A 22,169-nucleotide genomic window follows, 5' to 3' on the forward strand; every position below is an offset into this window, starting at 1 on the left:
TATATCTGTATGAACATTTTAGAAAAAATCACACAAAATCAAGCGGCATTCAGCAAATCTGAGAAAAAGGTGGCTGAAGTCATTTTGGCTAATCCACAAACAGCCATTCATTCGAGTATAGCAACCCTAGCTAAGATGTCGGATGTTAGTGAGCCTACGGTTAACCGATTCTGTCGAAGGCTCGATACGAAAGGCTTTCCAGACTTTAAACTCCATTTAGCGCAAAGTTTGGCAAATGGCACGCCGTACGTTAACCGACACGTTGATGAAAATGACAGTCCGGATGAATACACGAATAAGATTTTTGAGTCGACTATGGCCTCGCTTGAAGTTGCCCGTCAATCGGTCAACGTCAATGTTGTTAATCGTGTAGTTGACCTGCTGACTCAGGCTCAGAAAATTTCGTTTTTCGGCCTGGGGGCTTCAGCATCTGTTGCTCACGATGCGCTGAATAAGTTCTTTCGATTCAACGTTCCCGTTGTGTACTTTGAAGATATACTGATGCAGCGTATGAGCTGTATGAATTGTTCGGCGGGAGATGTAGTAGTACTTATAAGTCATACCGGTCGTACAAAGAGTCTTGTTGAGATAGCACAGATCGCCCGAATGAACGATGCCACAGTTGTTGGTATTACGTCGGCGGACAGCCCATTGGCTCAAGAGTGCAGCTACGTTTTGTCGTTGGAAGTACCAGAAGATACTGATATGTATATGCCTATGGCGTCTCGCATTGCGCAGCTTACCCTCATTGACGTGCTTGCTACTGGATTCACGTTGCGCCGTGGTAATAAGTTCAGAGAAAACCTTAAGCGTGTTAAAGACACACTCCGGGGTTCACGATACGAAAAGCGCGGCGATTAAATTGCCATTACATTGATCATAGTCGCATTTATTGCCGTAGCAATGAACGGCTAATGAATCCAGAAGAACGCCTAACTGGTCGAGCCAGTTGGGCGTTTTTGTTTATTTCATTCACATTATTGTCAAATTCAACTATTATTCTGTAATAAAATTACGTAAAGCGATTACAGGTATTATCCCATTGTGGAATACCTAACACTCTTTGTCTTTTCTAACTTAGAAACAGCGACGGAATCACATGACCAGAAGAACGAAAATTCTTGCCACCCTAGGACCTGCAACAGACTCACTTGAAAAAATCCAGGCGCTAATAGCGGCAGGCGCGAATACAGTGCGTATGAACTTTTCTCACGGGCAGGCTGAAGATCATATCGAGCGTGCCAAGCGCGTTCGTCAGGCTGCAAAGAACTTAGGTAAATACGTAGCTATCTTAGGCGATCTTCAAGGTCCTAAAATTCGTGTCGCTCGTTTTTCAGAAGGTGCTGTTCACCTAGACGTAGGCGCTAAGTTTATCCTAGACGCAGAGCTTGGCCGCGATGAAGGCAATGTTAACCAGGTAGGTATTGATTACAAAGCGCTTCCTGATGATGTATCTGCAGGCGACATTCTTCTTCTTGATGACGGCCGTATTCAGCTTCGCGTAACGGGCGTTGAAGGTCGCAAGGTGCTTACTGAGGTCACCGTAGGTGGTAAACTTTCAAACAATAAAGGCATAAACCGTCAAGGCGGTGGGCTTTCTGCTGACGCGCTTACCGACAAAGATAAAGAAGACATCAAAACCGCGGCAAAGATTGGTGTTGATTACCTTGCGGTCTCATTTCCTCGAAGCGGTGCAGACCTGAATTATGCACGAGAACTTGCTGAAGCAGCAGGTTGCTACGCAAAAATTTGTGCGAAGGTTGAACGTGCTGAAACGGTAGCTTCTGATGAAGCCATGGACGACATCATTACAGCATCAGACGCCGTTATGGTAGCCCGTGGTGATTTAGGTGTTGAAATTGGAGACGCAGAACTTGTTGGCGTTCAGAAAAAGCTTATCGCCCGCTCTCGTCAACTGAATAAAGTGGTTATTACTGCGACTCAAATGATGGAGTCGATGATTGATAGCCCCATGCCAACGCGTGCAGAAGTAATGGACGTTGCGAACGCCGTACTTGATGGAACTGACGCGGTTATGCTTTCTGCTGAAACTGCCGCGGGTAACTTCCCTATCGAAACGGTTGCTGCTATGGCCCGAGTGTGTGAAGGTGCAGAAACCCATCCAAGCGTTAAAATCTCTAAGCACCGCATGGACCAGCAGTTTTCATCTACTAGCGAATCAATTGCCCTCTCTGCTGTATACGCTGCAAACCACTTGCCAAGCGTTAAAGCGATTGTAGGTTTAACTGAAAGCGGAACTACGCCAACATTGATGTCACGCATCACTACAGCTCTGCCAATTATTGCGATGTCTCGTCACGAATCAACGCTAAATACAATGGCACTTTGCCGTGGCGTTAAGCCGGTTTTCTTCGACTCATCTAACAGTGAACCTGGCAAATTGAAGTACGATGTCATTGCATCACTCAAAGAAAAAGGCTTAGTGAAAAGCGGAGACAGTATCATTCTGACTTATGGCGATGAAATGGAAAAAGTAGGCGCAACTAATACCCTTAAAATCGTAGAAGTCGAATAGCAACGAAAACAACATTAAAGCGAAGCTTAAAGCTTCGTTTTTTTGCCTGAAATTTGTGTGGATATGAAAGTCAAAAATGCCCCTTACGTTCTCAAAATGTAAAGGGCATTTTCAATAATGATGTTTGGGCTAAATTGCCTGTGCGGTATAGCTCTCTGTCTCTTGAGCGATATCGTTCGCATATTGAGAAAGATGGTGGCTAAGGATGTTCTCAGCGCGCTCAACAAACTCGTCACGTTTAAATTTCCAGCCTCTTAAATCAGCTTGTTTTGCCTGCTTAACATAAAAATCTAAGCGTGTTTTTCTAAGCAGATGCGCCTTTTTGGATAGATCAAACTCTACAAGTGATAATGTCTGTTCAACTTTGACGATATCTGCGTGAACTGTGCGTTCAGCGTCATCAGCTGTTGCTTGGCTAATTGAAAGCTTACCCTGCCCGAACAAACCAATTAATGCTATTACAACTGAAACAACTATAGCTGAATAAACCCACTTTAAAACGTTCATGCCTCACTCCTTGACCAATTGTGAACTGCTCATATTCTGAAGAACAACTTATTTGGTAAATGATCTTGGCGCTGAAAAGTTAGTGTATGCCAGTCAGCGCGCTAATTTTAATTACTATGTGTAATTTGATTTTGCAGCTTCTATACCACAATATATTTCTTTGTATTTCAGTAAGATATGAAACAAGACTGCTACTACGAAATGTATTGAAAGAATTTTCTACACACTTTAAGAGAAATTTTCCGTGTCTTTCCTTTAGGCGTAATCAAAGCCCTTCCGTACAAAAGTTAGCGAAACGGCCTCAAGTAAACAGCAGATAAAGAATATAGTGTTTAGTGCCTCTTCGGTGTTACCAAAAAGTTCATTTATTGCGCTAAATATTGCCGTGTGCATAGTCATAAGTATGAGTTGCATTGCTAAGCGATTGTCTATGTAGAAGTTTAAATGTCTAAAATAAAAATAATGCCTTTTGCCTTCTCGTTATTTGACGTTTCCGTTACACCATGGACTACGCCGGCACTATGTCGATGTAATGACCGGCCTACCTTATTTTCGTTAGGCAAGAAAAAAGGGGCGAATGCCCCTTTTTCATTAAGTCGAGTAAAGAAACCATTAGTTCATTGCGGTTTCAGTAACTACGCGAAGGTTGCTTTCAACATCCTTGACATCAGAAGCATTCTTAGCAATTTCTACAGCTAGGTCGCGCTCAGCATCAGAATCAACGTCGCCAGTCAGTGTTACTACACCGTTTTCTACGTCAACATCGATGTCGAAACCTGAAATATCGGTATCCATAAGAAGACGAGTTTTGATTACTGTGGCGATTTTGGCGTCAGTTAACTCGCTTGTGCCTTCGTCAACAGTATCTTCCATGTCATCTGACATGTCGCCTTCCATATCTTTGTCAGAGACAACCGTTAGCTTGTTGTCTACAGACGTTACACCGTCAATATTCGCTACTAGCTCTTCCGCTAGCTTTTTATCAACAGAGTTCTCAACCTTTCCAGTAAGAACGACATTACCGTTTTTAACGTCAGTGTTAATGTCGAATGAATCAAGGTTACCATTGAACAACAGCGTTGCTTCTGCTTTGCCATCAATCCATGCGTCTTTGGCACCTTTCTCCCATTTATTGCTTGTGCTGTCTGTGTCCATGTCACCTGCATATGCAGCTGTAGTCAAAGTTGTAGCAACAATCATAGAAATAAGTGAACGTTTCATAACATTTCTCCTTTGTCGAAACTCGTAGATAGTCATGCCAATTCCTTGCCAAAAAAATAAGATATTGTTTTATATCGTAAATATTCAGTTCCAGGGCTAGTTAAGTGAGTTTTGTTTTGCAAACTTTGCCTTTGTTTGAGAACTTTTTACTTAACTTTGTTAATGCCCAAAACTCGTCAACGTCACTTAAAAAAGCACCTCTTAATTGTACTAGGAAATAACTCTTCGCCGTTGCCCGCCACCTTGTTGCAGTGATACCTAGGTTAAACTTATTTCACAAAGCAGCCGTAGTTATAACGATTCGTATCGCTTCACTGGCTATAGTTATCAATTTAATCTTGCAGACCAAGGTAGCAGGTGAAGCGCCTTCGTTAATTAGACTCAAGGACCAACTAGACATGGATACTGCACTTACTGCTGTTTCAGTCTTATTTATAGCCGTAAGCTGGGCCCCTTTGCTTCCTTCTTCTCATTGGTTAGTAAGAGTGTGGGAATTTCCGCGACTACAAATAGCAGCTATCATTTCTTTGCTAATTGCTGGGCATATTTTTGAATTAACTTATTACTCACAGATTGACATCCTAGCAATAATTATTGTCGCGGGATTAACAGTAAGCCTTATTTATCAAGTTATCTGGATCATTCCTTATACCCCTCTTTATAAAAGAGAAGTTAGGCACGTAGAGGTTGAAAGCGCAAGCCCAAAGCTAAGTGTTTTATCAAGCAATGTGTATATGCCTAATGACGATTTTCGCAAGCTCATTGAACATGTACGAAATAAGCAACCTGATTTTCTCGTAACGTTGGAATCTAATGAGAAGTGGCAGAAAGGCATCAGTGAAATTGAGTCTGAATACCCGTATCGTAAATTTTGCCCACTCGAAAACCTCTACGGTATGCATCTATACAGCAAGCTTCCCTTTGAAGAGGTCTCATTGCGATTTTTAATTGAAGATGATGTTCCGTCTATGAAAGTCAAAATCAATCACCACGGACAAGATATCACGCTATATTTTCTTCACCCAAAACCACCAAGCCCAACAGAAAACACCTATGCGAAGCCCAGAGACGTAGAACTTACGGTTGTGGGGGAAGAAATAGCTAAGACAGAGGGCCCTATTGTCGTCGCTGGCGATCTTAACGATGTGGCTTGGTCACCTACTACCAGAAAGTTCAAGAAAATAAGCGGACTTTTAGACCCACGAGAGGGGCGCGGTTTTTTCAATACATTTCACGCGAAATACCCTTTAGTGAAATGGCCGTTAGACCACGTATTTCACTCGGAACATTTTGCATTGGTCAATATAGAGAAGCTTGAGAGCATAGGCTCAGACCACTACCCGCTTTATACCGAACTAGCGCTAATCACGGACAAGGATTAATATTCAAGACTTTAACTTTAATGAGAGCTACGGTGTTTGACACACCACATGAGGCTATCACACGCCTCCTCACGCTTTTTAAAGTGAGCTAGCCCTATTAGCTTGTTGTCCCGAGGCCAAACCGCTTGGTTAAGCACCTCATGATCTTCTGCCGATAGTTGTTCGCTATCTAACACAATCTCAACCGCTTTTTTATTGGGTTTTATTAATGTGGGGTTAGCTTCTTTGACCAGAGCAGAGTTCACACAAATATACTCTCTCTTAACAGGGTCCCTCACCACGCCGATGTAGTTGTTGTCACAAATTATAGCTGGCCAGCCTTCCGTTATTCTGCTCTGTCCAAACATTACGAGTGTAAAAGCAACAAGAACGAAAAGCGTTAAACCGATAAATTGAGCGCTCAAATCTGGTGCTACACTTACAATAACGCCGACAACAGCAGCGAAAAATATCCAGCCGCCAAATACTCTGCGCATAGCATTTGGTGAGATACCAGATATAACATCAACCACCTTTAATGATTGTTTGTCATAATGTCGAATGAATACAGACGATTGTGATTCCACAGCCTTTGTCCACCAGAAAAAATACGAAATTCAGAAATTAATACGTTACAAGTAAGGCTGAAGATTTACCTACACTCTGAGTGAGTAAAAATCAATAACATGAGATTAGTTCTACTCGAAAGAAAACGTGTTAAGCAATATTTGTAGGAATATTTAAACTATTGAATTGTAATGTTTAACCTACTAACCAAGCATATCAAAATATGTGGGAACGGCAAAGCAATTACGCGCTAGATGCACAGTAAAACAAGACTTATGAAAAGAAACGTCAGGTTAATCTGCAAATTAGAACAAACCACCAAAAATTAACATAAAAAACTGCGGTTGGCCTCCATACATTCGTTTGTAAATTTTTCTCTTCCTTTGCACCTCTTGCTTGCCTTGGCGCCCAACCATTGCTGAAAAATCTCGAACACAGAACTTCAAAATAAAACCTTTGCTTTATAATCAATGAATTACAAAACAGGAACGCTCTTTGCTTCTACGAAAGTATAACGTTCAACGTTTCATTTCGTCGTTATTACAGGTTCAACAAATTAGAAAGGGAGGAAGAGTATGCGTTCACCGATAAGTGCAGTAACTATTGTTAAGAGCAGAACTGAGAAGCTGACCAATTTGATTACTCAGTTAGAGCAATGCTCTCCAACGCCAGATGAGCTAGTTATTGTTTGGATGGCACCTCCTTCTGATTTGTCACTTGTAAGCAGTGACAAATTCGACATTGTTCACAAGTTTGTGACTCAAGATGCTCTTCCGATAGCGAAAGCGCGCAACAAGGGTATGTCAGCGGCCAGGCACGCGAATTTAGCTTACCTAAACGTAGACGCAGTTATTGCCCCATCGCTTTTTAGAGATGGCTTGCTTGCGCTTCGTGACAACACCGTAGTGTTCACATCAGTGGTGTTTTTACCCAACGAGCGCTGTTGTAAGCCCTACCGACAAATTTCAAAAAATGAAAAAGAAATCGGTTATTTAGCAAGTAATGACGACACGTTACCCGAAGACGACAATAACGAAATACCTTCTAGAGATCAGGAAATTAATCATGGAAAGTTTAGTGACGATAGTATTTGTTCTACAGTGTTTTTTATTCGTAAGGCAGACTTTCAGAAAACCGGCGGCTTCGATGAAGGCTACGCGGGTTTCGGACTAAACGACGAAGATTTCTTCACTAACTGTAGAGCATTAGGGTTTTCGTTAGAGCAATTGCCCACGCGAACATTTGCACCACACCGCCCTAATTATCAATGCCCGATAAATCACCTTTTAGACTTTGTTCATAATGCGCAGCGTTTTCACTCGAAGTGGGGATTTTACCCATGTGTTAATGTATTGAACGCGTATGCAGACCAAGGTTTTATTAATGCTGACTTCAAGCAAAACGGCATTAAAATCAAGCACCTCCCCCAGCAGGTAGAGGAAGACACACCAGGAGCTCCGGCCGAGAAGCCAATGGTAACGAACGCTCAGAACAATATCGCGTTCACATCTTTTCATTCCCCAGAGAAAGAATCTGGTCTTCTGAGCACTTCAGCTTAAGCGATCTTGCATTATGGCAAAAAAGCACACGAATTAGATGCTCGCGAGCAATAGAAAGCTCGCGAGCGCAGTAATTGTTAAATATCAAACTTTGCGCCTGAAGGCATCTACTACTGGTTACTGTTGACGCGCTTCTGCAATGGCGCTTGGCTTTTCTTGTTGCCAGTTAAGTCGCATATCCCACTTGAAACGATGTTCAGGCTTAAGCGGTGGCTGTTCGGCATCAATAGTGCTTAACACATTAGTCGCTTTAGTTAGCGTTGCATCGCGACCGAACAAATAGCTTTGCTCTTTCACTATGGTCAAATACGCTTTGTTCAACGCATACGCGCGCTCTGGTGAAGGAGTAATGATGTCGTACACTGACTTGGCGCGTTGCACGTCTTCCACCTTGAGCATGCCTTTTTCATCAAACCATTTGGCCAGCATTTCTCCGTTTTGACGGAACTCATCGCCACCGCCCACGCGCTCCATATAAGTAAGGAACTCGCCTTTTTCCTCGTTGATATTTGGCACATCTTCAATTTCACGCAGGTCTATATAGCCCCACCCTGCTTGTCCGGGAACTTTCCGTGCGAATGAAAATGTTTGGTCAAAGGTTGACCCTACTGTTTTGTGACAGCCGTTACAAAACGCAAGCTCTTGATCGTGCTGTGCGCGAAGTTCGCCCTGCTCATTTTCAATGAAGCCATTAATTGTCCAGCCAAAGCCGTTGTCTATCCCTTTTTCACCTAAGTAGCGGGTTTGGGGCAGCTTTTCAAAATGCTTATCTTTTGCTTCCGCATAATAGGCAGACGCTAAGCTTTCTCTGCTTCTGAACATATGCTTTTTCATGTAGCGCACTTCCTTCATACGCGGCGCGTTATAAATATTCCCGTTTTCATCCACGCCAATGTAGCGCACGGTATGTAAGAATTCTGTACCTTCGGGGTAAAGCATGTGCGCTAGCGGAACATCGCTTGCGTCGCCAACATAATGTGACAAACGAGCGATTTCAGTCACTGAATTGGTAAGTTTTCCGTCTTGGTTTACGTCAAGGTTCAACGCTAATTCGTTGACCGGCGCCGCAGTTAACTTATCCAGATCTTTAAGTGCCATTTCAACCAAGCTTAGGTTCAATGTATAGATAGCCTTGTTATACTTGCCTTTTAGCCTTTGAAAGCTTTCAGGAAGCCTTATCATAGCATCGCCAGTTGACCCGTTAGTCGGCCAAAAAGTACTTGGGAAAGGCTTGTAATTATACGACACCCATCCACTGCCATCTTTAGCAAAACCGTCGCCATCAAATGCCTTGTCAGCAGCGCTCAAGTTTTCAATACGCATGTAGTCTGGCATGGCGTCATTGTTAAGCGAAGCGGTATAGTTGTCTTGCGCTATATATTTTTTAATCGTGGCATCATCAATGCCCGCAATTAGTGATGTACGGTCAATAAACAGGTTTTTCCAGCTGTTTGTTAACCCTACGTCAGAAAATTCGTAGTTGCCCTGTAACGTGCCATCGCCCATTTGATTAGGACGCTTTTCCATTGAATCGTAACTTTGGTGGCATGCATAACATGGGTTGTTAACACCTTCTGTTTTGGTGTAACACTGGGGAGGAATAACCGATTCAGGGTTATACACTTCATCGTGTTCAATATATGCCAGAGCGGGAATAGCATCGCCTTCTTGATAAGGATAAGCGTGTGTGCTGTCGGCCTTTTCGTGAGTAGAAGGAGGCAGTTGCGTGTCAACTGTAAAGCTTGTTGAGTTTTGCTCATAGTTTGACTGATTGTTCACGTCAGTACCCGTGTTATCAGTGCATCCTGCACTGATAAGTAGTGAAAGTAGAATGCCTACACCTGAAGTTATTTTTAACATTTTCATAATCGTCACAACAGAAAAATCCGGGCACATAAGTGCCCGGAGTATTTTTAAATTAAAAAGAAAACTTACTTATCTGCTGGCTCATACATCCAAAGCGTATTGTTTTCTTGGAAACCGTCTTCTCCGATAAGAATACGGCCGTCGTTCATCACCACTACGTTATCTGGTTGAGAAAGCTGTTCAACGTCACAACGCTCGGCGCCAGTTAGGCTTGAACGGTATGTACCGCCCATCACCACAGGTTCAATACGAGAGATGTTATAGCCTTCTTCAAGCTTGGCACGATAAACGCCACCACAGTCTTTAACGCGGGCTGAAAGCTGCATATCGCCTTCACCGTCAATCATTGTGTTGTCGATATCAGCGATGCCGATGTAAAGGTATGCATTCTGTACCACTTCACCTTCGATAGTATCTACACCTTCGACCGCTTCCTTTGCGCGTTTCTGGTTGATTGAGATACCTTCCAGTTTTCTCCACTCTGCGGTAGCCCCTTTGAGACGGGCCGCCGCACGACTCTCTAAGAACGCTACGCGGTTATCCATTGGCTGTCCTGCTGTTACGCTAGAGCCCCCTTCCTCTACCGTTGGATAGGTCGCATCGCCATCAGCCCACGCTTGAACGTCGGCCATAGTAATGTAAGAGCTTTGTCCATCTACGTAGTCGTCGGTACCAATACCATTGTATTCATCAATCCACGCGCGAATAGTCAGGTTATCACCGCTAGCTAATTCCACCCATTCAACCGCAAAACCAGTAGTCGCAGGATCATTCTGACCTGCATCCTGAGTGAGCTTAGCGCCGTAAAGTGTACCTGCCGATAAGTCTTCAGCTGTGTCTGCGACAAACTTAAACAGTACGCCACCCGTATCATCTTGAGAAAGGTAAACCGTTTTGCCGTCAGGCATGACCGTTGAGTTTTCGTGCTCATAACGGCCCATGGCAAAATGCTTAACAATAACCGGCTCATCAGCCAACGGTTCTGTTACTTCCGCAATGTAGCCATAGTTGTAAGGGTTTGGCGCATCTGGCGCCGTCATTTGCCACATACGACCTAAGCGCGCATCTGTAGAAACGGCCTCTGGGTTATTCCAGCTTGGTGATGTTGTCGTATCCACCGCCGAATCAACCACCCACTCTTCTGAAGTAAGCGGTGTACCCCAAGGTGACATTGAACCAAAGCAGTTTGCCGCCGTTCCCCATACTGGCGAGAAATCCAGCATCATGGCTTCAGTTACTTCCCACATACCGAACTCGTCTTTTTCCACTTTCATGCGGCTCATACCGCCAGGAAGCTCTTCCCAGTTCGAGAAAAGGTAACCTTCGCCTTCGGCGGTTGAGATGAAGCCGTTAAAATCAGGCATGTCATTTTCAAGAACTAACTCTTCGCCATCCAACGTGTAGATGTGACCTAAGCCTTCTGGTAGGTCAGTACCGAAAGTGTCGCCCGTTTGTCCGAGTACTTGATATTGACCAATGGCAGAAACCACCAGCTCTTTTTCTTCATCTGAGCTTGGTACAGGTGAATTTGGTAATGTTACTGGCAGATTGTTGAAGTTAGCACCTGCAAGCACGCCCACTGTACCGGTGTTGATAGGCATTGCATTTACACTGGTTGTCGCCGCATTAGTGCCAGACGGGTGCTGAACGTTAAAAAATAAATCGCCTTCGTCTGTTAAGAATATACCGGTCACTTCTGCACCAAGTGGAACCGTAGCGATACGTGTTAGCGTACCTGCACTATCACCTTGAGGACCTTGGTCGCCTACCGGGCCTTGATCTCCTACTGGGCCTTGCTCACCTACAGGGCCTTGTACACCGTCTTCGCCATCGTCACCTTCCAGTGAACAGGCAGTCATCCCTAGTGTTACAGCCAGTGCTATCGCTGAATACTTAATTCCACGAAGAGTTTCGCTTTTCATTATAGTTCCTTGCTTATACTTGTTTTCGATGTTGAGTGGAGGTAAGCAGAAGACTCACCTCAGTAAACGGTCTTAGCGGGCGAAAGTCTGGAGGACATTTGTGACATTCCGGTGACAGTGAATTGACACCAAAATGAAGCTTTATTGACACAAGGGTCTGAAAAAACGAATAAAACAAATGAGAAAATTTACGAAGGCGCTGTAAACATTGGGATTATTGAATGCTCAATCAAGAAAACCTGAACCACTCAGTCAGTTTATGAATTATTTGTTTCACAATACTGGTCAGAGCTTTGTGCCCGTGAACACGACAGGACATAACTGCTTGAAAGTTGGATGGGCTAAAAATGGAAAAAGAGGGTAGTTGGAGAAGGCAATTAGAGAAAGACATAATATAAGCTAACGGGCTACGCATTTCGCTACGGCCCGCTAGCCCGGTCGCTAAGTAATACTTAGTTTAAGACGGTAAGAGGGTGATTATACGTCTTTAATTTATTAACCAGATAATCTTCGAACTGCTTTGCAGTTTGTACATCGCTGCTGCGCTTAGGCCAAACCGCGAGAATTTTATAGTCTAAAGTGGTTAAAGGTTTGAACAATACAAGGTGGTCATGTTCACCCTCGAATACCTTTTCGACCTGATCTAACCGATAAACAACGGCCAACCCTAAGTTGTCATTATCTGCCAAGATACTTTGCGTTCCCCAAGTCGCTACAACGCCCCACTCACCACGCTCGGCTTTAATCACCTGCATTCCATCATGCGCCACTAGACCTGCGACAATATTATCCGATGGCTCTGATACAGAAACGCTGATGTGGGTTGTGGGGTCAAACGCATCAATTCGATAGTGCGTGGTAACGTCGATGCTGTCCGCTTTCGCATCAGACGATGACCACCCTTCGTAGCCAACCTCGAACTCAGCCCGCAACTGAGAGTTCGATACCAATTGGTATTGCGTATTCTCTACATGCTGAAAATGCATAACTGTCTGCGTTGAGGAGTCTTGGGTTTCTTGTTCTGTTAATCGACCTAGCGCACCCACGCCCAACGATTTACCAACTTTAAGCGCGTCTCCACCCCACGAAGATAAATTATGATAGCTATCGTAGCCGTCTTGCCCCACCTCAGGTAATACTACACTGTCGTTCGCTTTAACAAAGACATCAATAGCGTTACGCCAATCAAGATAAAGGCGATAGCCCATTTGATCAGACTCCCAGCCTGGTCCTTCGTAACGCAAAAAGTAAGAATGATCGGTCAATTGCGGAGGCGATGTGAATGAGGTAACTTCTTCAAAAGAAAAACCCTCAGCGCTATATACTGCGTCTTGCCACTCTCCTCCTGTTCTTACGGAAAGTTCAGCGTGCGCCCGATCGTGGAGGTTAACATTCGTAGCTTGCTCAGGTGGCATAAGTTCTAATGACGCACTACTTCCTGGCGCAATGGATGCTGCACCTAGTAACACCGCTTGCCCTTCGCTATTCTCAATCCATTCTGACGGATATTGCTTTAACTTCCACCCCGAATATTGCGGGAGCAGAGATACTTCAAAAATTTGATCGCCGCTACCACCGTCTGCCGAATTTTTCACCTTAACAGACAAAGCCGAATTTATATCCCCTTGTGAGCAACTTGCCAATAATGGCACCAAAATTAGACCTATCTTACTAAATTTCATCACTTTTATGCTCTCCATCGGTTGTTAACGCATTTAACTAATTAACGATATTTATAAACAATATATTGACAAATGCCACCGGTGGCAATTATTTTAAATTTTGTTAACGAGATTTTTCAATTTAGTATGTCGATAAAATTCGTCATACCCATGAACCATTTAGTGAAAGGTAAATTACATGGTCAACTTTAGCCTAGAGGGTAAAACCGCATTAGTGACCGGAGCAAGTCGAGGTATAGGCCAAGCGCTTGCTTTAGCACTCGCCACTTCTGGTGCCTTCGTCATCTGCGCCAGTTCTCGACCAGGTGGATGTGACGAGACACTACGTAAAATTCAAAGTGAAGGTGGTCAAGCCATGGCATTAGATGCCGACCTCGCTGATGCCGACGCCGTGGTAAAACTAGCGCAAGACGCGTTAAACATTAATGGAAGTATCGATATTCTGCTTAATAACGGCGGTACTATTTTCAGAGCCCCGGCTACCGACTTCCCTTTTAACGAGTGGAGAAATGTGCTTGCTGTCAACATCGATTCAGCTTTCCTACTTAGCCAAACTATTGGCAAGACAATGGTAGAACGTGGTCAAGGTAAGATCATCAACATTGCATCAATGTTGAGTTACACAGGTGGCATTACTGTTCCTGCTTACACTGCAAGTAAACATGCCATTGCGGGTCTTACCAAAGCGCTTGCAAACGAATGGGGCCAATACAATGTGCAGGTGAATGCGATTGCGCCCGGCTACATCAAAACTGATAACACCCAAGCACTACAAGATGATGAAAAGCGCAGTGCTGAAATTTGTGCCCGCATTCCAGCTAATCGCTGGGGAGAAAGTGATGATTTAGCAGGTGCGGCGGTATTTCTTGCGAGCGCAGCCAGCAATTACGTTAATGGCCATATCCTTGCCGTCGACGGCGGCTTTCTGGCACGTTAATTAACGAATGGGGGATACAGCCATGAGCGATAAGAGAGCTATGAGCGATAAGAGAGCCATGAGCGATAGAAAAGACATGAGCAAGAAAATAGACACCCGATATGCTATCGGTCGTAAAGAGGCCAATGCTTACAACACGCAAGAATTGCGTGACGCGTTTTTAGTCGACACCCTAATGACACAAGGTGAAGTGGTATGGATATACACCCACTACGAACGCTTTATGCTTGGAAGTGCCGTACCGACAACGTCAGCGCTAACGCTAGAAACCATTGAAGATCAGTTAAAGATGCCGTTCTTTACCGCCCGTCGCGAAGTCGGTGTAATTAATATCGGCGGGCCTGGAACCATTACTGTTTCAGGCACCACTTATCATCTAGATAATGAAGAGGCCTTGTACATCGGACAAGGCAATGAAGAAGTCATTTTTGAGTCGGACAATGCGTCCAATCCTGCCAAATATTACTTAAACTCGGCGCCGGCTCACCACGCCTATCCCTGCAAGAAAATAGGCAGCACAGATGCAAACATCCTTCACTTAGGCAGCCAGGAAACCTCCAACAAGCGTGATATCAAACAGTTACTTATCAATACTGTTGTCGATACTTGTCAGCTTCAAATGGGCCTAACGCGTCTGCATACAGGCTCTGTCTGGAACACCATGCCAGCTCATCAACATGACCGACGCAATGAAGTGTACTTTTACTTTGATATGGATAGCGAAAGCCGCGTATGTCACTTCATGGGCGAACCTCACGAAACTCGCCATATTTTTGTAGCAAATGAAGAAGCCGTGGTATCGCCACCTTGGTCCATTCATTGTGGTGTAGGTACTGGAAGCTATGCATTTATCTGGGGAATGGCAGGTGAAAACCTGGATTACGATGATATGGATAAGTTTCCGCCTTCACAGTTGCGTTAAGCAGCCCTGCTCTAAATAGGTGTAATGATTATGTTGCGGTATATAAAACTCACACTGTCAGCCACGGCCCTGTTGCTAACCTCGGCGTGTTCGCAAAATGAACTGCAAGGCGAAGTCACCGTATTGCGCTTGGGGCATACGTTGGACACTCAACACTCAGTACATAAAGCAATGGAATATCTTGGAGAGCGCCTAGATTACTATTCTGACGGTACAATGAGTGTGGTTATTTACCCGAGCAGCCAGCTGGGAACCGAGAGGGAGATGGTAGAACTGCTGCAGATTGGCTCACTCGCCATGACTAAGGTGTCGGCAAGTCCTTTGGAAGGGTTTGCTCCCGAAATGAAGATTTTTAGCATTCCCTACATTTTCCGCGATAACGAACACTTCTGGCGTGTATTAAACAGCGATTTAGGCGATGAGTTGCTATCTGGTGTTGAAGACTTCCGACTTAAAGGTCTCGGCTATTACGATGCGGGAAGCCGTAGTTTTTACACCAACGATAAACCAATAGAAACACCAAGCGATCTAAACGGGCTCAAAATTCGCGTATTGAACAGCCCTACTGCAGTAGCAACAGTTCGCGCACTTGGAGGAGCTGCAACCCCCGTTGCCTGGGGAGAACTGTACACTGCGCTTCAGCAAGGCGTTGTAGACGGCGCAGAGAATAACCCGCCCAGCTACTACCTTTCACGTCATTATGAAATTGCCCGTTACTACAGCCTTGACGAGCATACCAGTGTTCCAGACGTCATGCTGGCATCGCTGCCGGTATGGGAAAGTTTGAATGAACAGCAGCGAACGTGGCTAACCAAAGCAATGGAAGACTCTGTTGAATACCAACGCGAACTTTGGAAAACATCTACGCAAGCCTCTTTAGAAAAGGTAAAAGCCGAAGGCGTCACAGTTATTACGCCTGATAAAGCGCCTTTCGTTGAAGCGGTAAAGCCTTTTCATAAGAGCTTTGAAAACACGCCAATTGGCGACTTAATTACGCAAATAAAAGCGATGTAACAATGACAATAATACGCCTCATCGATAAAGCCTTAGCCGGCACCCTTATTATTGCCATGGTAAGTATTTTACTTACCGTAATTTGGCAAGTGGCCTCACGTTACGTACTTAAAGACCCTGCTTCGGTCACCGAAGAGTTGTCTAGGTTCATACTTATTTGGATTGGCATCTTAGGTGCGGCCTACGCCTATCGCCAAAACGCGCATTTGGGGTTCAACTTAATTGTTGAGCGTCAGTCTCGTAAAGTGAAACGCCTTCTACTTACCTGCGTTGAGATTATCGTCATCATTTTCTGTGTATTAGTGATGGTGTACGGTGGTTCCGAGCTTGTGTCTCTCACCCTAGAATTAGAACAAATCTCGGCGGCTCTGGGTGTAAAAATGGGCCTTATTTATAGTGTGCTGCCCCTGTCTGGTGGCCTTATCATTGCCTATGCACTGGTAAACATTACTACGCTGTGGCGAAACAACAAAAAGGAGTCAGCGTAATGGAACTGACCGGTATTATCTTAGTCGTCGCCTTTTTCGTATTACTCCTATTAAACGTTCCTATTTCAATCAGCATTGGTGTAGCCACGCTGCTTGCTATGGTAATGAGCATGGACATTGCTCCGGCTACCATTACTATTGCCCAGCGTATGGCTGGTGGTCTTAATAGCTTTGCGCTCTTGGCAATCCCATTTTTTGTTTTATCTGGCCTTATCATGGGACGCGGCGGGATAGCCAAGCGATTAATTGAATGTGCAATGGCGCTTATTGGTGCCCTTCCCGGTGGTTTAGCCTTAGTAAATGTTGTTTCCTGCATGCTGTTTGGTGCAATTTCAGGGTCTGCAGTAGCGACTACGTCTGCTATTGGCAGCTTCATGTTGCCCGAAATGAAGAAAGCTGGCTACGAGCCGAATTTTAGCGCAGCGGTCACTGCCGCTGCATCAACTACGGGAATGTTAATTCCGCCAAGTAATATCTTAATTGTATACGCAATCGCTAGCGGTGGTGTATCCATCGCCGCCCTCTTTATGGCTGGCTATATTCCAGGCATTATGGTGGGTCTAGCGCTCATGCTGGTGTGCTTTATCTACGCAAAAATGAAGGGATACCCGCTATCGCCGCGACTTCCTATTAAAGTAGTTGTCGAAAAAACTATCGCAGCACTCCCTTCCCTATTCCTCATATTCTTAGTGATTGGCGGCATTGTGGGCGGCGTTTTTACCGCTACCGAAGCAGGTGCCATTGCGGTGGTTTACTCATTGCTGTTAGCTGTGGTGTTTTATAAAGAAGTGGATGCGAAAAGCCCTACCTGATATTTTCTTGAAGGCGGCAGAAACGACGGCAATTGTAATGCTGCTTATCGCGGCCTCAACAGCGATGTCTTGGCTATTGTCGTTCGAGAACATTCCGCAAACTTTAAGTAACGCATTGTTGTCGATAAGCGATAACCCATTACTTATTCTTCTCTTAATCAACCTATTGCTTATCGTAGTTGGTGCATTCTTGGATATGACACCTGCCGTACTTATTTTTACGCCCATATTTTTGCCGGTGGCCTTAGAACTTGGAATGAGCGAACTGCAATTCGGCATCATGCTCGTACTCAACCTGTCTATCGGATTGTGCTCACCGCCCGTCGGCGCCGTACTTTTCATTACCTGTGCCATTGCCAAAACCAAACTTGAGAACATCATTCGACCGCTAATACCTTTATATGTGGCTATGTTTGTCGTTCTTATGCTAGTTACGTATGTCGCATGGTTCAGCGAAGCGCTACCACGTGCACTAGGATTTTAGTAAGGTAGAATCATCAAAACTGAAAGGTGTGGTCAGGCGGAGTTTGATCACACGAACTTTCACTTTTGAGTAACAAAAACATATTGCCCGTATTTGTGTGGTAATATCGGAAGTAACGACATAATAGCGCGGAAAAACAGAGAATTATGAACAAGCGCCCGACTATCAATGATGTTGCAGCCCTAGCAGGTGTATCAAAGCGTACCGTGTCACGCGTCATTAACGGTGCGACCAATGTGGGAAAAGCAACACGTGAGCGCATTGAAGCGGTCATTCAAGAAACGGGGTTTGCCCCTGACAAGCAAGCGCGTGGTTTAAGTACTAGCCGCTCTTACTTGATAGGCTTGATTTACGACAACCCCGATGCCTTGTATATCGACCAAGTGCAAAGAGGCGTGTTAAGCATATGTTCTCAAAAGGGTTATGAGTTAGTTGTGCACCCTTGTAGTTATAATGCCGACGGTTTTGTAGAAGACTGTATTAACTTTGTACGTCGTTCAAACATAGACGGTGTCATCATATTGCCACCGGTATCCGAATCGAAGTTATTAGCCGACGCACTGCAGCAAAAGAGCATTAACTATGTGCGAATGGCGTCAGTAGATTTAGATGACCATCAAAATATCGTAGTGAGTGACGACAGAGCTGCTTTAAGTGATTTAGCGCGCTATATGGTTTCACTAGGTCATAAAGACATCGGTATCATCAGCGGTCCGCAACAGTATTATTCCTCAAAAGAGCGTTTGGAAGGCTTTGTTGAAACCCTTAACGGCCTGGGTGTCGATGTACCTAAAAACAGGGTAATTGAGGGTAAAAACAGCTTCGAAAGCGGTATAGAATGCGCGCGTCAATTGCTTATTCAGTCACCACGAGTCAAAGCTATTTTTGCAAACAACGATGAAATGGCAGCAGGCGTATTGAAAGTGGCTCATGAAATGGGAATAACCGTACCTGACGAACTATCCGTCGCGGGGTTCGATGACAACCTACTTGCTGCCCGTGTAATCCCTGCCCTTACGACTGTTCAACGTCCCGTTGGCGATATGGCAGCTATCGCAGCGCGTAAAATCATCGCGCACATCGAAGGCAGTGAAGTTAGTGAAACCGAAACGTATCTGGTCAAACCTCACCTAATTATTCGCGATTCAATTAAAAAAGTGTGATTTTTTACAATGAAGTGTTGCTAACACTTCTTTTTCGACCTATTATGCCACCGGTGGCACTACAATAAAAAAGAATGTTAAAAATAAACAATTTGTAAACAGAGCGTAAAAGGCAACGTTTTCTAATCTATCGCTCTTTTTAAATACACAGTGCTTATTTAACAACGCTTAGCGGTTAAATAAGCCGTAAAGATAAAGCAGGACTTGTAATGGACGTTAAAACACAACTAGTTAAAGTGCATAATAACGATAACGTTGCGGTTGCAACCTGCCCTATCGTGGCTGGCACTTACATCGCTGAATATGACATTACAGTTAGCCAAGACATTCCTACTGGCCATAAAGTTGCCTTAGTTACCCTGTCAGACGGTGGCGACATCGTAAAATATGGTTTCAGCATTGGTGCTGCAACAAGCCAAATTAATGCTGGTGAACATGTTCACAGCCATAACGCAAAGACTAAGTTAAAAGGCACTGATCAATACGTTTACGCGCCGTCAAATACCGCTTCAAAACAAAACCATCTTACTTCTGGGTTACAGTTCATGGGCTACAGAAGAGAAAATGGAAAAGTGGGTATTCGCAATGAAGTATGGATCATCAATACCGTAGGCTGCGTAAATCGAACAGCAGACCGTATTGCCAACGAATGTAATCGCCGTTTCGCTAGCGAGTGCGACGGGTTCCGCGCATTTACCCACCCTTTTGGCTGTTCTCAGCTGGGCGATGATTTAGATGACACGCGCACTATCTTAGCCTCTCTCGCATCTCACCCGAACGCTGGTGCGGTGTTAATTGTAGGCTTGGGTTGCGAAAACAATCAGCTTAAGAGTTTACTGCCTCACGTTGATAAACCGGCAAATCGGGTTCGCTTCTACAACGCACAAGAAGTGGTAGATGAGTTAGAAGAAGGCGTCAATGCGGTTTATGACTTGTTAAAAGTAATGGCTAATGACAAACGTGAGCCTATCGACGCTAGCGAATTAACCTTAGGCATGAAGTGTGGTGGTAGCGACGCTTTTAGCGGTATTACTGCCAACCCAACAGTAGGGCGTGTTACCGATTTAATGTGTAATATAGGTGGCTCGGTCATTTTAACCGAAACGCCAGAAATGTTTGGTGCCGAGCAGCTCTTAATGAATCGCGCTAAAAACAAAGACGTATTCGAGGCGTTTAACTCGCTGATTGATGAGTTTAAGAACTACTTTATCGCCCACAACCAACCTATTTACGAAAACCCGTCTCCAGGCAATAAGGCAGGCGGTTTAACCACGCTAGAGGAAAAGTCTCTCGGCGCGGTTCAAAAAGGTGGAACGTCTACTATTCAGTCTATCTTGCAGTATGGCGAGCCAAAGCAAGACAAAGGCTTAAGTTTATTACAAGCACCTGGTAACGATGCCGTTAGTTCAACGGCGTTGGCAGCATCGGGCGCACATATCGTTTTATTCACCACAGGCCGAGGCACGCCCCTTGGTTTTCCTGTACCCACAGTCAAGATATCGTCAAATTCAGATATCGCTAATAAGAAGCCACATTGGATAGATTTTAACGCTGGACAAGTTCTGGAAGGCGTATCTATCGATAAGTGTGCCGAAGCGCTACTCCAACATTGTTTGGCAGTGGCATCTGGTCAACAAACCTGCAACGAGAAGAATGGCAGCCATGAGATTGCTATTTGGAAACGTGGCGTCACCCTCTAAAAGAGAGCGTTATGGAATCGATATTATTACATGAAGATAGACTTTTTCCTGCCGATGAAGCAACCCGAAGTGTTGCAAAGGCGCTGTATAAGGAAATTCGAGATCTCCCTATCATAAGTCCACATGGCCATACTGACCCACGTTGGTTTGCACAAAACAATAATTTCACCAATGCAACCGAGTTGTTTATCACCCCTGATCACTATGTGTTCAGAATGCTGTATAGCCAAGGTATTAAATTAACCGATATTGGTGTGCCACGTTGGGACGGCGGCGAAACGGAAAAGGATCCACGTAAAATTTGGAAACTTCTGGCAGATAACTATCATCTATTTGCTGCCACACCATCGCGTTTGTGGTTAGACACTGTATTTCACGATGTATTTGGTTTGCGAGAGATGTTGTGTAGCGACAACGCAACGCATTATTACGACCACATCACTGCGCAGCTTCAAGGGGATGACTTTAAACCCCGTGCACTGATGGACCGCTTCAATATTGAAGTGATTGCTACCACCGAAGGCGCGCTTGATGCCCTTCCCCATCACGCAGCGATTAAAGATACACCGTGGGCAAAGCGGGTTATCACCACCTTTAGACCTGATGATGTAGTCGATGCTTCACGCGAAGATATTGTTTCAAACATTGAGAAACTTGGTGAGCTCACCGGTGAAGACACTGCAACCTGGCAGGGCTACCTGAACGCAATTCGTGCACGACGTGCCGTCTTTAGAGAACACGGTGCAACAGCAACAGATCACGGACACCCAACGGCGAACACAGCTGATTTAAGTGAAGCTGAGTGTATTGCTTTATTCGATAAAGTAAGAAGTGGAAACAGTAACCCTGAAGAGCAAGAGCTATTTAGAGCGCAAATGCTTACCGAATTAGCGGGAATGAGTGCAGAAGACGGCATGGTGATGCAAATTCACCCTGGTTCGTTTAGAAACCACAACAGTCAGCTCTTTACACAGTTTGGTCGCGATAAAGGCCACGACATTCCAATGCAAACAGATTTTGTTAAAGCGCTTCGCCCGTTACTCGGTAAATACGGTAACGAGCCTAACCTCGACATTATTCTATTTACATTAGATGAAACCACGTACAGCCGTGAATTAGCACCGCTTGCAGGCCACTACCCTTGCCTGAAACTTGGTCCTTCTTGGTGGTTCCACGATAGCCCTGAAGGCATGTTGCGCTTTAGACATCAAGTGACAGAAACCGCAGGTTTCTTCAATACTGTTGGTTTTAATGACGATACGCGCGCGTTCTTGTCTATTCCTGCACGTCATGATGTTGCCAGACGCATTGATTGTCGCTTCCTTGCACAGCTAGTTGTGGAGCACCGCATCAGTGAAACAGAAGCGGCCAGCATTGCAAGAAAACTCACTTATGATTTTGCTAAACAAGCGTACAAACTGGGGTAAT

The 22,169-nt window shown here is 44.7% G+C and carries 17 protein-coding genes and 1 pseudogene; 12 read left to right on the plus strand and 6 right to left on the minus strand.

Translation table 11 applies throughout. The annotated features are described in order from the left end of the window. The first annotated feature begins 9 nt into the window (after positions 1 to 9). Positions 10 to 861 carry a MurR/RpiR family transcriptional regulator gene (locus ACX5KA_RS09550; protein ID WP_015067467.1) on the plus strand — a complete coding sequence of 284 codons (852 nt, stop codon included), beginning with the start codon at positions 10 to 12 and terminating at the stop codon, positions 859 to 861. 238 nt (positions 862 to 1,099) lie between these two features. Beyond that, a complete protein-coding gene (pyk, locus tag ACX5KA_RS09555; protein ID WP_039216566.1) occupies positions 1,100 to 2,536 on the plus strand; it encodes a pyruvate kinase in 1,437 nt (478 codons plus the stop codon). Between the two features lie 129 nt (positions 2,537 to 2,665). On the opposite strand, the gene ACX5KA_RS09560 is transcribed toward pyk, so the two are convergent. Together ACX5KA_RS09560 and ACX5KA_RS09565 are read right to left on the minus strand one after the other, a co-directional pair. After that, a complete protein-coding gene (locus ACX5KA_RS09560; RefSeq protein WP_039216567.1) occupies positions 2,666 to 3,043 on the minus strand; it encodes a hypothetical protein in 378 nt (125 codons plus the stop codon). Between the two features lie 612 nt (positions 3,044 to 3,655). Further along, positions 3,656 to 4,264: a BON domain-containing protein gene (locus tag ACX5KA_RS09565; protein ID WP_014976823.1), complete on the minus strand. Its 609-nt coding sequence runs from the start codon at positions 4,262 to 4,264 to the stop codon at positions 3,656 to 3,658. Positions 4,265 to 4,662: 398 nt separating this feature from the next. On the opposite strand from ACX5KA_RS09565, the gene ACX5KA_RS09570 reads away from it, so the two are divergent. Beyond that, positions 4,663 to 5,646: an endonuclease/exonuclease/phosphatase family protein gene (locus tag ACX5KA_RS09570; protein WP_458730980.1), complete on the plus strand. Its 984-nt coding sequence runs from the start codon at positions 4,663 to 4,665 to the stop codon at positions 5,644 to 5,646. Positions 5,647 to 5,663: 17 nt separating this feature from the next. Here ACX5KA_RS09570 and ACX5KA_RS09575 read toward each other — a convergent pair whose 3' ends face one another. Beyond that, positions 5,664 to 6,212 (minus strand): hypothetical protein, encoded by a 549-nt coding sequence (locus tag ACX5KA_RS09575; RefSeq protein ID WP_458730981.1) that lies wholly within the window; start codon positions 6,210 to 6,212, stop codon positions 5,664 to 5,666. 555 nt (positions 6,213 to 6,767) lie between these two features. Here ACX5KA_RS09575 and ACX5KA_RS09580 point away from each other — a divergent pair. Then, on the plus strand, positions 6,768 to 7,751 hold the full coding sequence (locus ACX5KA_RS09580; protein WP_458730982.1) for a glycosyltransferase family 2 protein: 984 nt from the start codon (positions 6,768 to 6,770) through the stop codon (positions 7,749 to 7,751). 117 nt (positions 7,752 to 7,868) lie between these two features. On the opposite strand, the gene ACX5KA_RS09585 is transcribed toward ACX5KA_RS09580, so the two are convergent. From ACX5KA_RS09585 to ACX5KA_RS09595, 3 genes are all read right to left on the minus strand, one after another. Beyond that, a complete protein-coding gene (locus tag ACX5KA_RS09585) occupies positions 7,869 to 9,617 on the minus strand; it encodes a hypothetical protein (protein WP_458730983.1) in 1,749 nt (582 codons plus the stop codon). A gap of 65 nt (positions 9,618 to 9,682) precedes the next feature. Further along, positions 9,683 to 11,539: an alkaline phosphatase PhoX gene (locus ACX5KA_RS09590; protein ID WP_014949867.1), complete on the minus strand. Its 1,857-nt coding sequence runs from the start codon at positions 11,537 to 11,539 to the stop codon at positions 9,683 to 9,685. Between the two features lie 452 nt (positions 11,540 to 11,991). Further along, positions 11,992 to 13,221, minus strand: a complete 1,230-nt coding sequence (locus ACX5KA_RS09595; protein WP_458730994.1) for a DUF4861 family protein — start codon at positions 13,219 to 13,221, stop codon at positions 11,992 to 11,994. A gap of 178 nt (positions 13,222 to 13,399) precedes the next feature. On the opposite strand from ACX5KA_RS09595, the gene kduD reads away from it, so the two are divergent. The 8 genes and pseudogenes from kduD (at position 13,400) to uxaC (ending at position 22,168) form a co-directional block, all read left to right on the plus strand. After that, positions 13,400 to 14,158, plus strand: a complete 759-nt coding sequence (kduD, locus tag ACX5KA_RS09600; RefSeq protein ID WP_458730984.1) for a 2-dehydro-3-deoxy-D-gluconate 5-dehydrogenase KduD — start codon at positions 13,400 to 13,402, stop codon at positions 14,156 to 14,158. A 76-nt stretch (positions 14,159 to 14,234) separates the two neighbouring features. After that, complete coding sequence (gene kduI / locus ACX5KA_RS09605) at positions 14,235 to 15,080, plus strand: 5-dehydro-4-deoxy-D-glucuronate isomerase (RefSeq protein WP_039225580.1); 846 nt, start codon at positions 14,235 to 14,237, stop codon at positions 15,078 to 15,080. Positions 15,081 to 15,110: 30 nt separating this feature from the next. Then, positions 15,111 to 16,094, plus strand: a complete 984-nt coding sequence (locus ACX5KA_RS09610) for a TRAP transporter substrate-binding protein (RefSeq protein WP_039225579.1) — start codon at positions 15,111 to 15,113, stop codon at positions 16,092 to 16,094. A 2-nt stretch (positions 16,095 to 16,096) separates the two neighbouring features. Beyond that, on the plus strand, positions 16,097 to 16,582 hold the full coding sequence (locus tag ACX5KA_RS09615; protein ID WP_458730985.1) for a TRAP transporter small permease: 486 nt from the start codon (positions 16,097 to 16,099) through the stop codon (positions 16,580 to 16,582). Beyond that, positions 16,582 to 17,878: pseudogene (locus ACX5KA_RS09620) on the plus strand (TRAP transporter large permease). Before ACX5KA_RS09615 ends, ACX5KA_RS09620 begins: the two are co-directional and overlap by 1 nt. Positions 17,879 to 18,024: 146 nt before the next feature. Then, positions 18,025 to 19,041, plus strand: coding sequence for a LacI family DNA-binding transcriptional regulator (locus tag ACX5KA_RS09625; RefSeq protein ID WP_039216579.1), 1,017 nt, complete (start codon positions 18,025 to 18,027; stop codon positions 19,039 to 19,041). A 209-nt stretch (positions 19,042 to 19,250) separates the two neighbouring features. Then, on the plus strand, positions 19,251 to 20,741 hold the full coding sequence (locus ACX5KA_RS09630) for a UxaA family hydrolase (RefSeq protein ID WP_458730986.1): 1,491 nt from the start codon (positions 19,251 to 19,253) through the stop codon (positions 20,739 to 20,741). Positions 20,742 to 20,752: 11 nt separating this feature from the next. Continuing rightward, positions 20,753 to 22,168 (plus strand): glucuronate isomerase, encoded by a 1,416-nt coding sequence (gene uxaC, locus ACX5KA_RS09635; protein WP_458730987.1) that lies wholly within the window; start codon positions 20,753 to 20,755, stop codon positions 22,166 to 22,168. Position 22,169: the final 1 nt, after the last annotated feature.

Source organism: Alteromonas alvinellae (assembly GCF_902705805.1).

Excerpts from the sequence above, each read along its gene's own strand:
- ACX5KA_RS09550 (WP_015067467.1), top strand. The coding sequence starts at position 10 with ATGAACATTTTAGAAAAAATCACACAAAATCAAGCGGCATTCAGCAAA.
- ACX5KA_RS09570 (WP_458730980.1), top strand. The coding sequence starts at position 4,663 with ATGGATACTGCACTTACTGCTGTTTCAGTCTTATTTATAGCCGTAAGC.
- ACX5KA_RS09560 (WP_039216567.1), bottom strand. The coding sequence starts at position 3,043 with ATGAACGTTTTAAAGTGGGTTTATTCAGCTATAGTTGTTTCAGTTGTA.
- ACX5KA_RS09565 (WP_014976823.1), bottom strand. The coding sequence starts at position 4,264 with ATGAAACGTTCACTTATTTCTATGATTGTTGCTACAACTTTGACTACA.
- ACX5KA_RS09595 (WP_458730994.1), bottom strand. The coding sequence starts at position 13,221 with ATGAAATTTAGTAAGATAGGTCTAATTTTGGTGCCATTATTGGCAAGT.
- ACX5KA_RS09585 (WP_458730983.1), bottom strand. The coding sequence starts at position 9,617 with ATGAAAATGTTAAAAATAACTTCAGGTGTAGGCATTCTACTTTCACTA.
- uxaC (WP_458730987.1), top strand. The coding sequence starts at position 20,753 with ATGGAATCGATATTATTACATGAAGATAGACTTTTTCCTGCCGATGAA.
- ACX5KA_RS09630 (WP_458730986.1), top strand. The coding sequence starts at position 19,251 with ATGGACGTTAAAACACAACTAGTTAAAGTGCATAATAACGATAACGTT.
- ACX5KA_RS09590 (WP_014949867.1), bottom strand. The coding sequence starts at position 11,539 with ATGAAAAGCGAAACTCTTCGTGGAATTAAGTATTCAGCGATAGCACTG.
- ACX5KA_RS09625 (WP_039216579.1), top strand. The coding sequence starts at position 18,025 with ATGAACAAGCGCCCGACTATCAATGATGTTGCAGCCCTAGCAGGTGTA.
- pyk (WP_039216566.1), top strand. The coding sequence starts at position 1,100 with ATGACCAGAAGAACGAAAATTCTTGCCACCCTAGGACCTGCAACAGAC.
- kduD (WP_458730984.1), top strand. The coding sequence starts at position 13,400 with ATGGTCAACTTTAGCCTAGAGGGTAAAACCGCATTAGTGACCGGAGCA.
- ACX5KA_RS09580 (WP_458730982.1), top strand. The coding sequence starts at position 6,768 with ATGCGTTCACCGATAAGTGCAGTAACTATTGTTAAGAGCAGAACTGAG.
- ACX5KA_RS09615 (WP_458730985.1), top strand. The coding sequence starts at position 16,097 with ATGACAATAATACGCCTCATCGATAAAGCCTTAGCCGGCACCCTTATT.
- ACX5KA_RS09610 (WP_039225579.1), top strand. The coding sequence starts at position 15,111 with ATGTTGCGGTATATAAAACTCACACTGTCAGCCACGGCCCTGTTGCTA.
- kduI (WP_039225580.1), top strand. The coding sequence starts at position 14,235 with ATGAGCAAGAAAATAGACACCCGATATGCTATCGGTCGTAAAGAGGCC.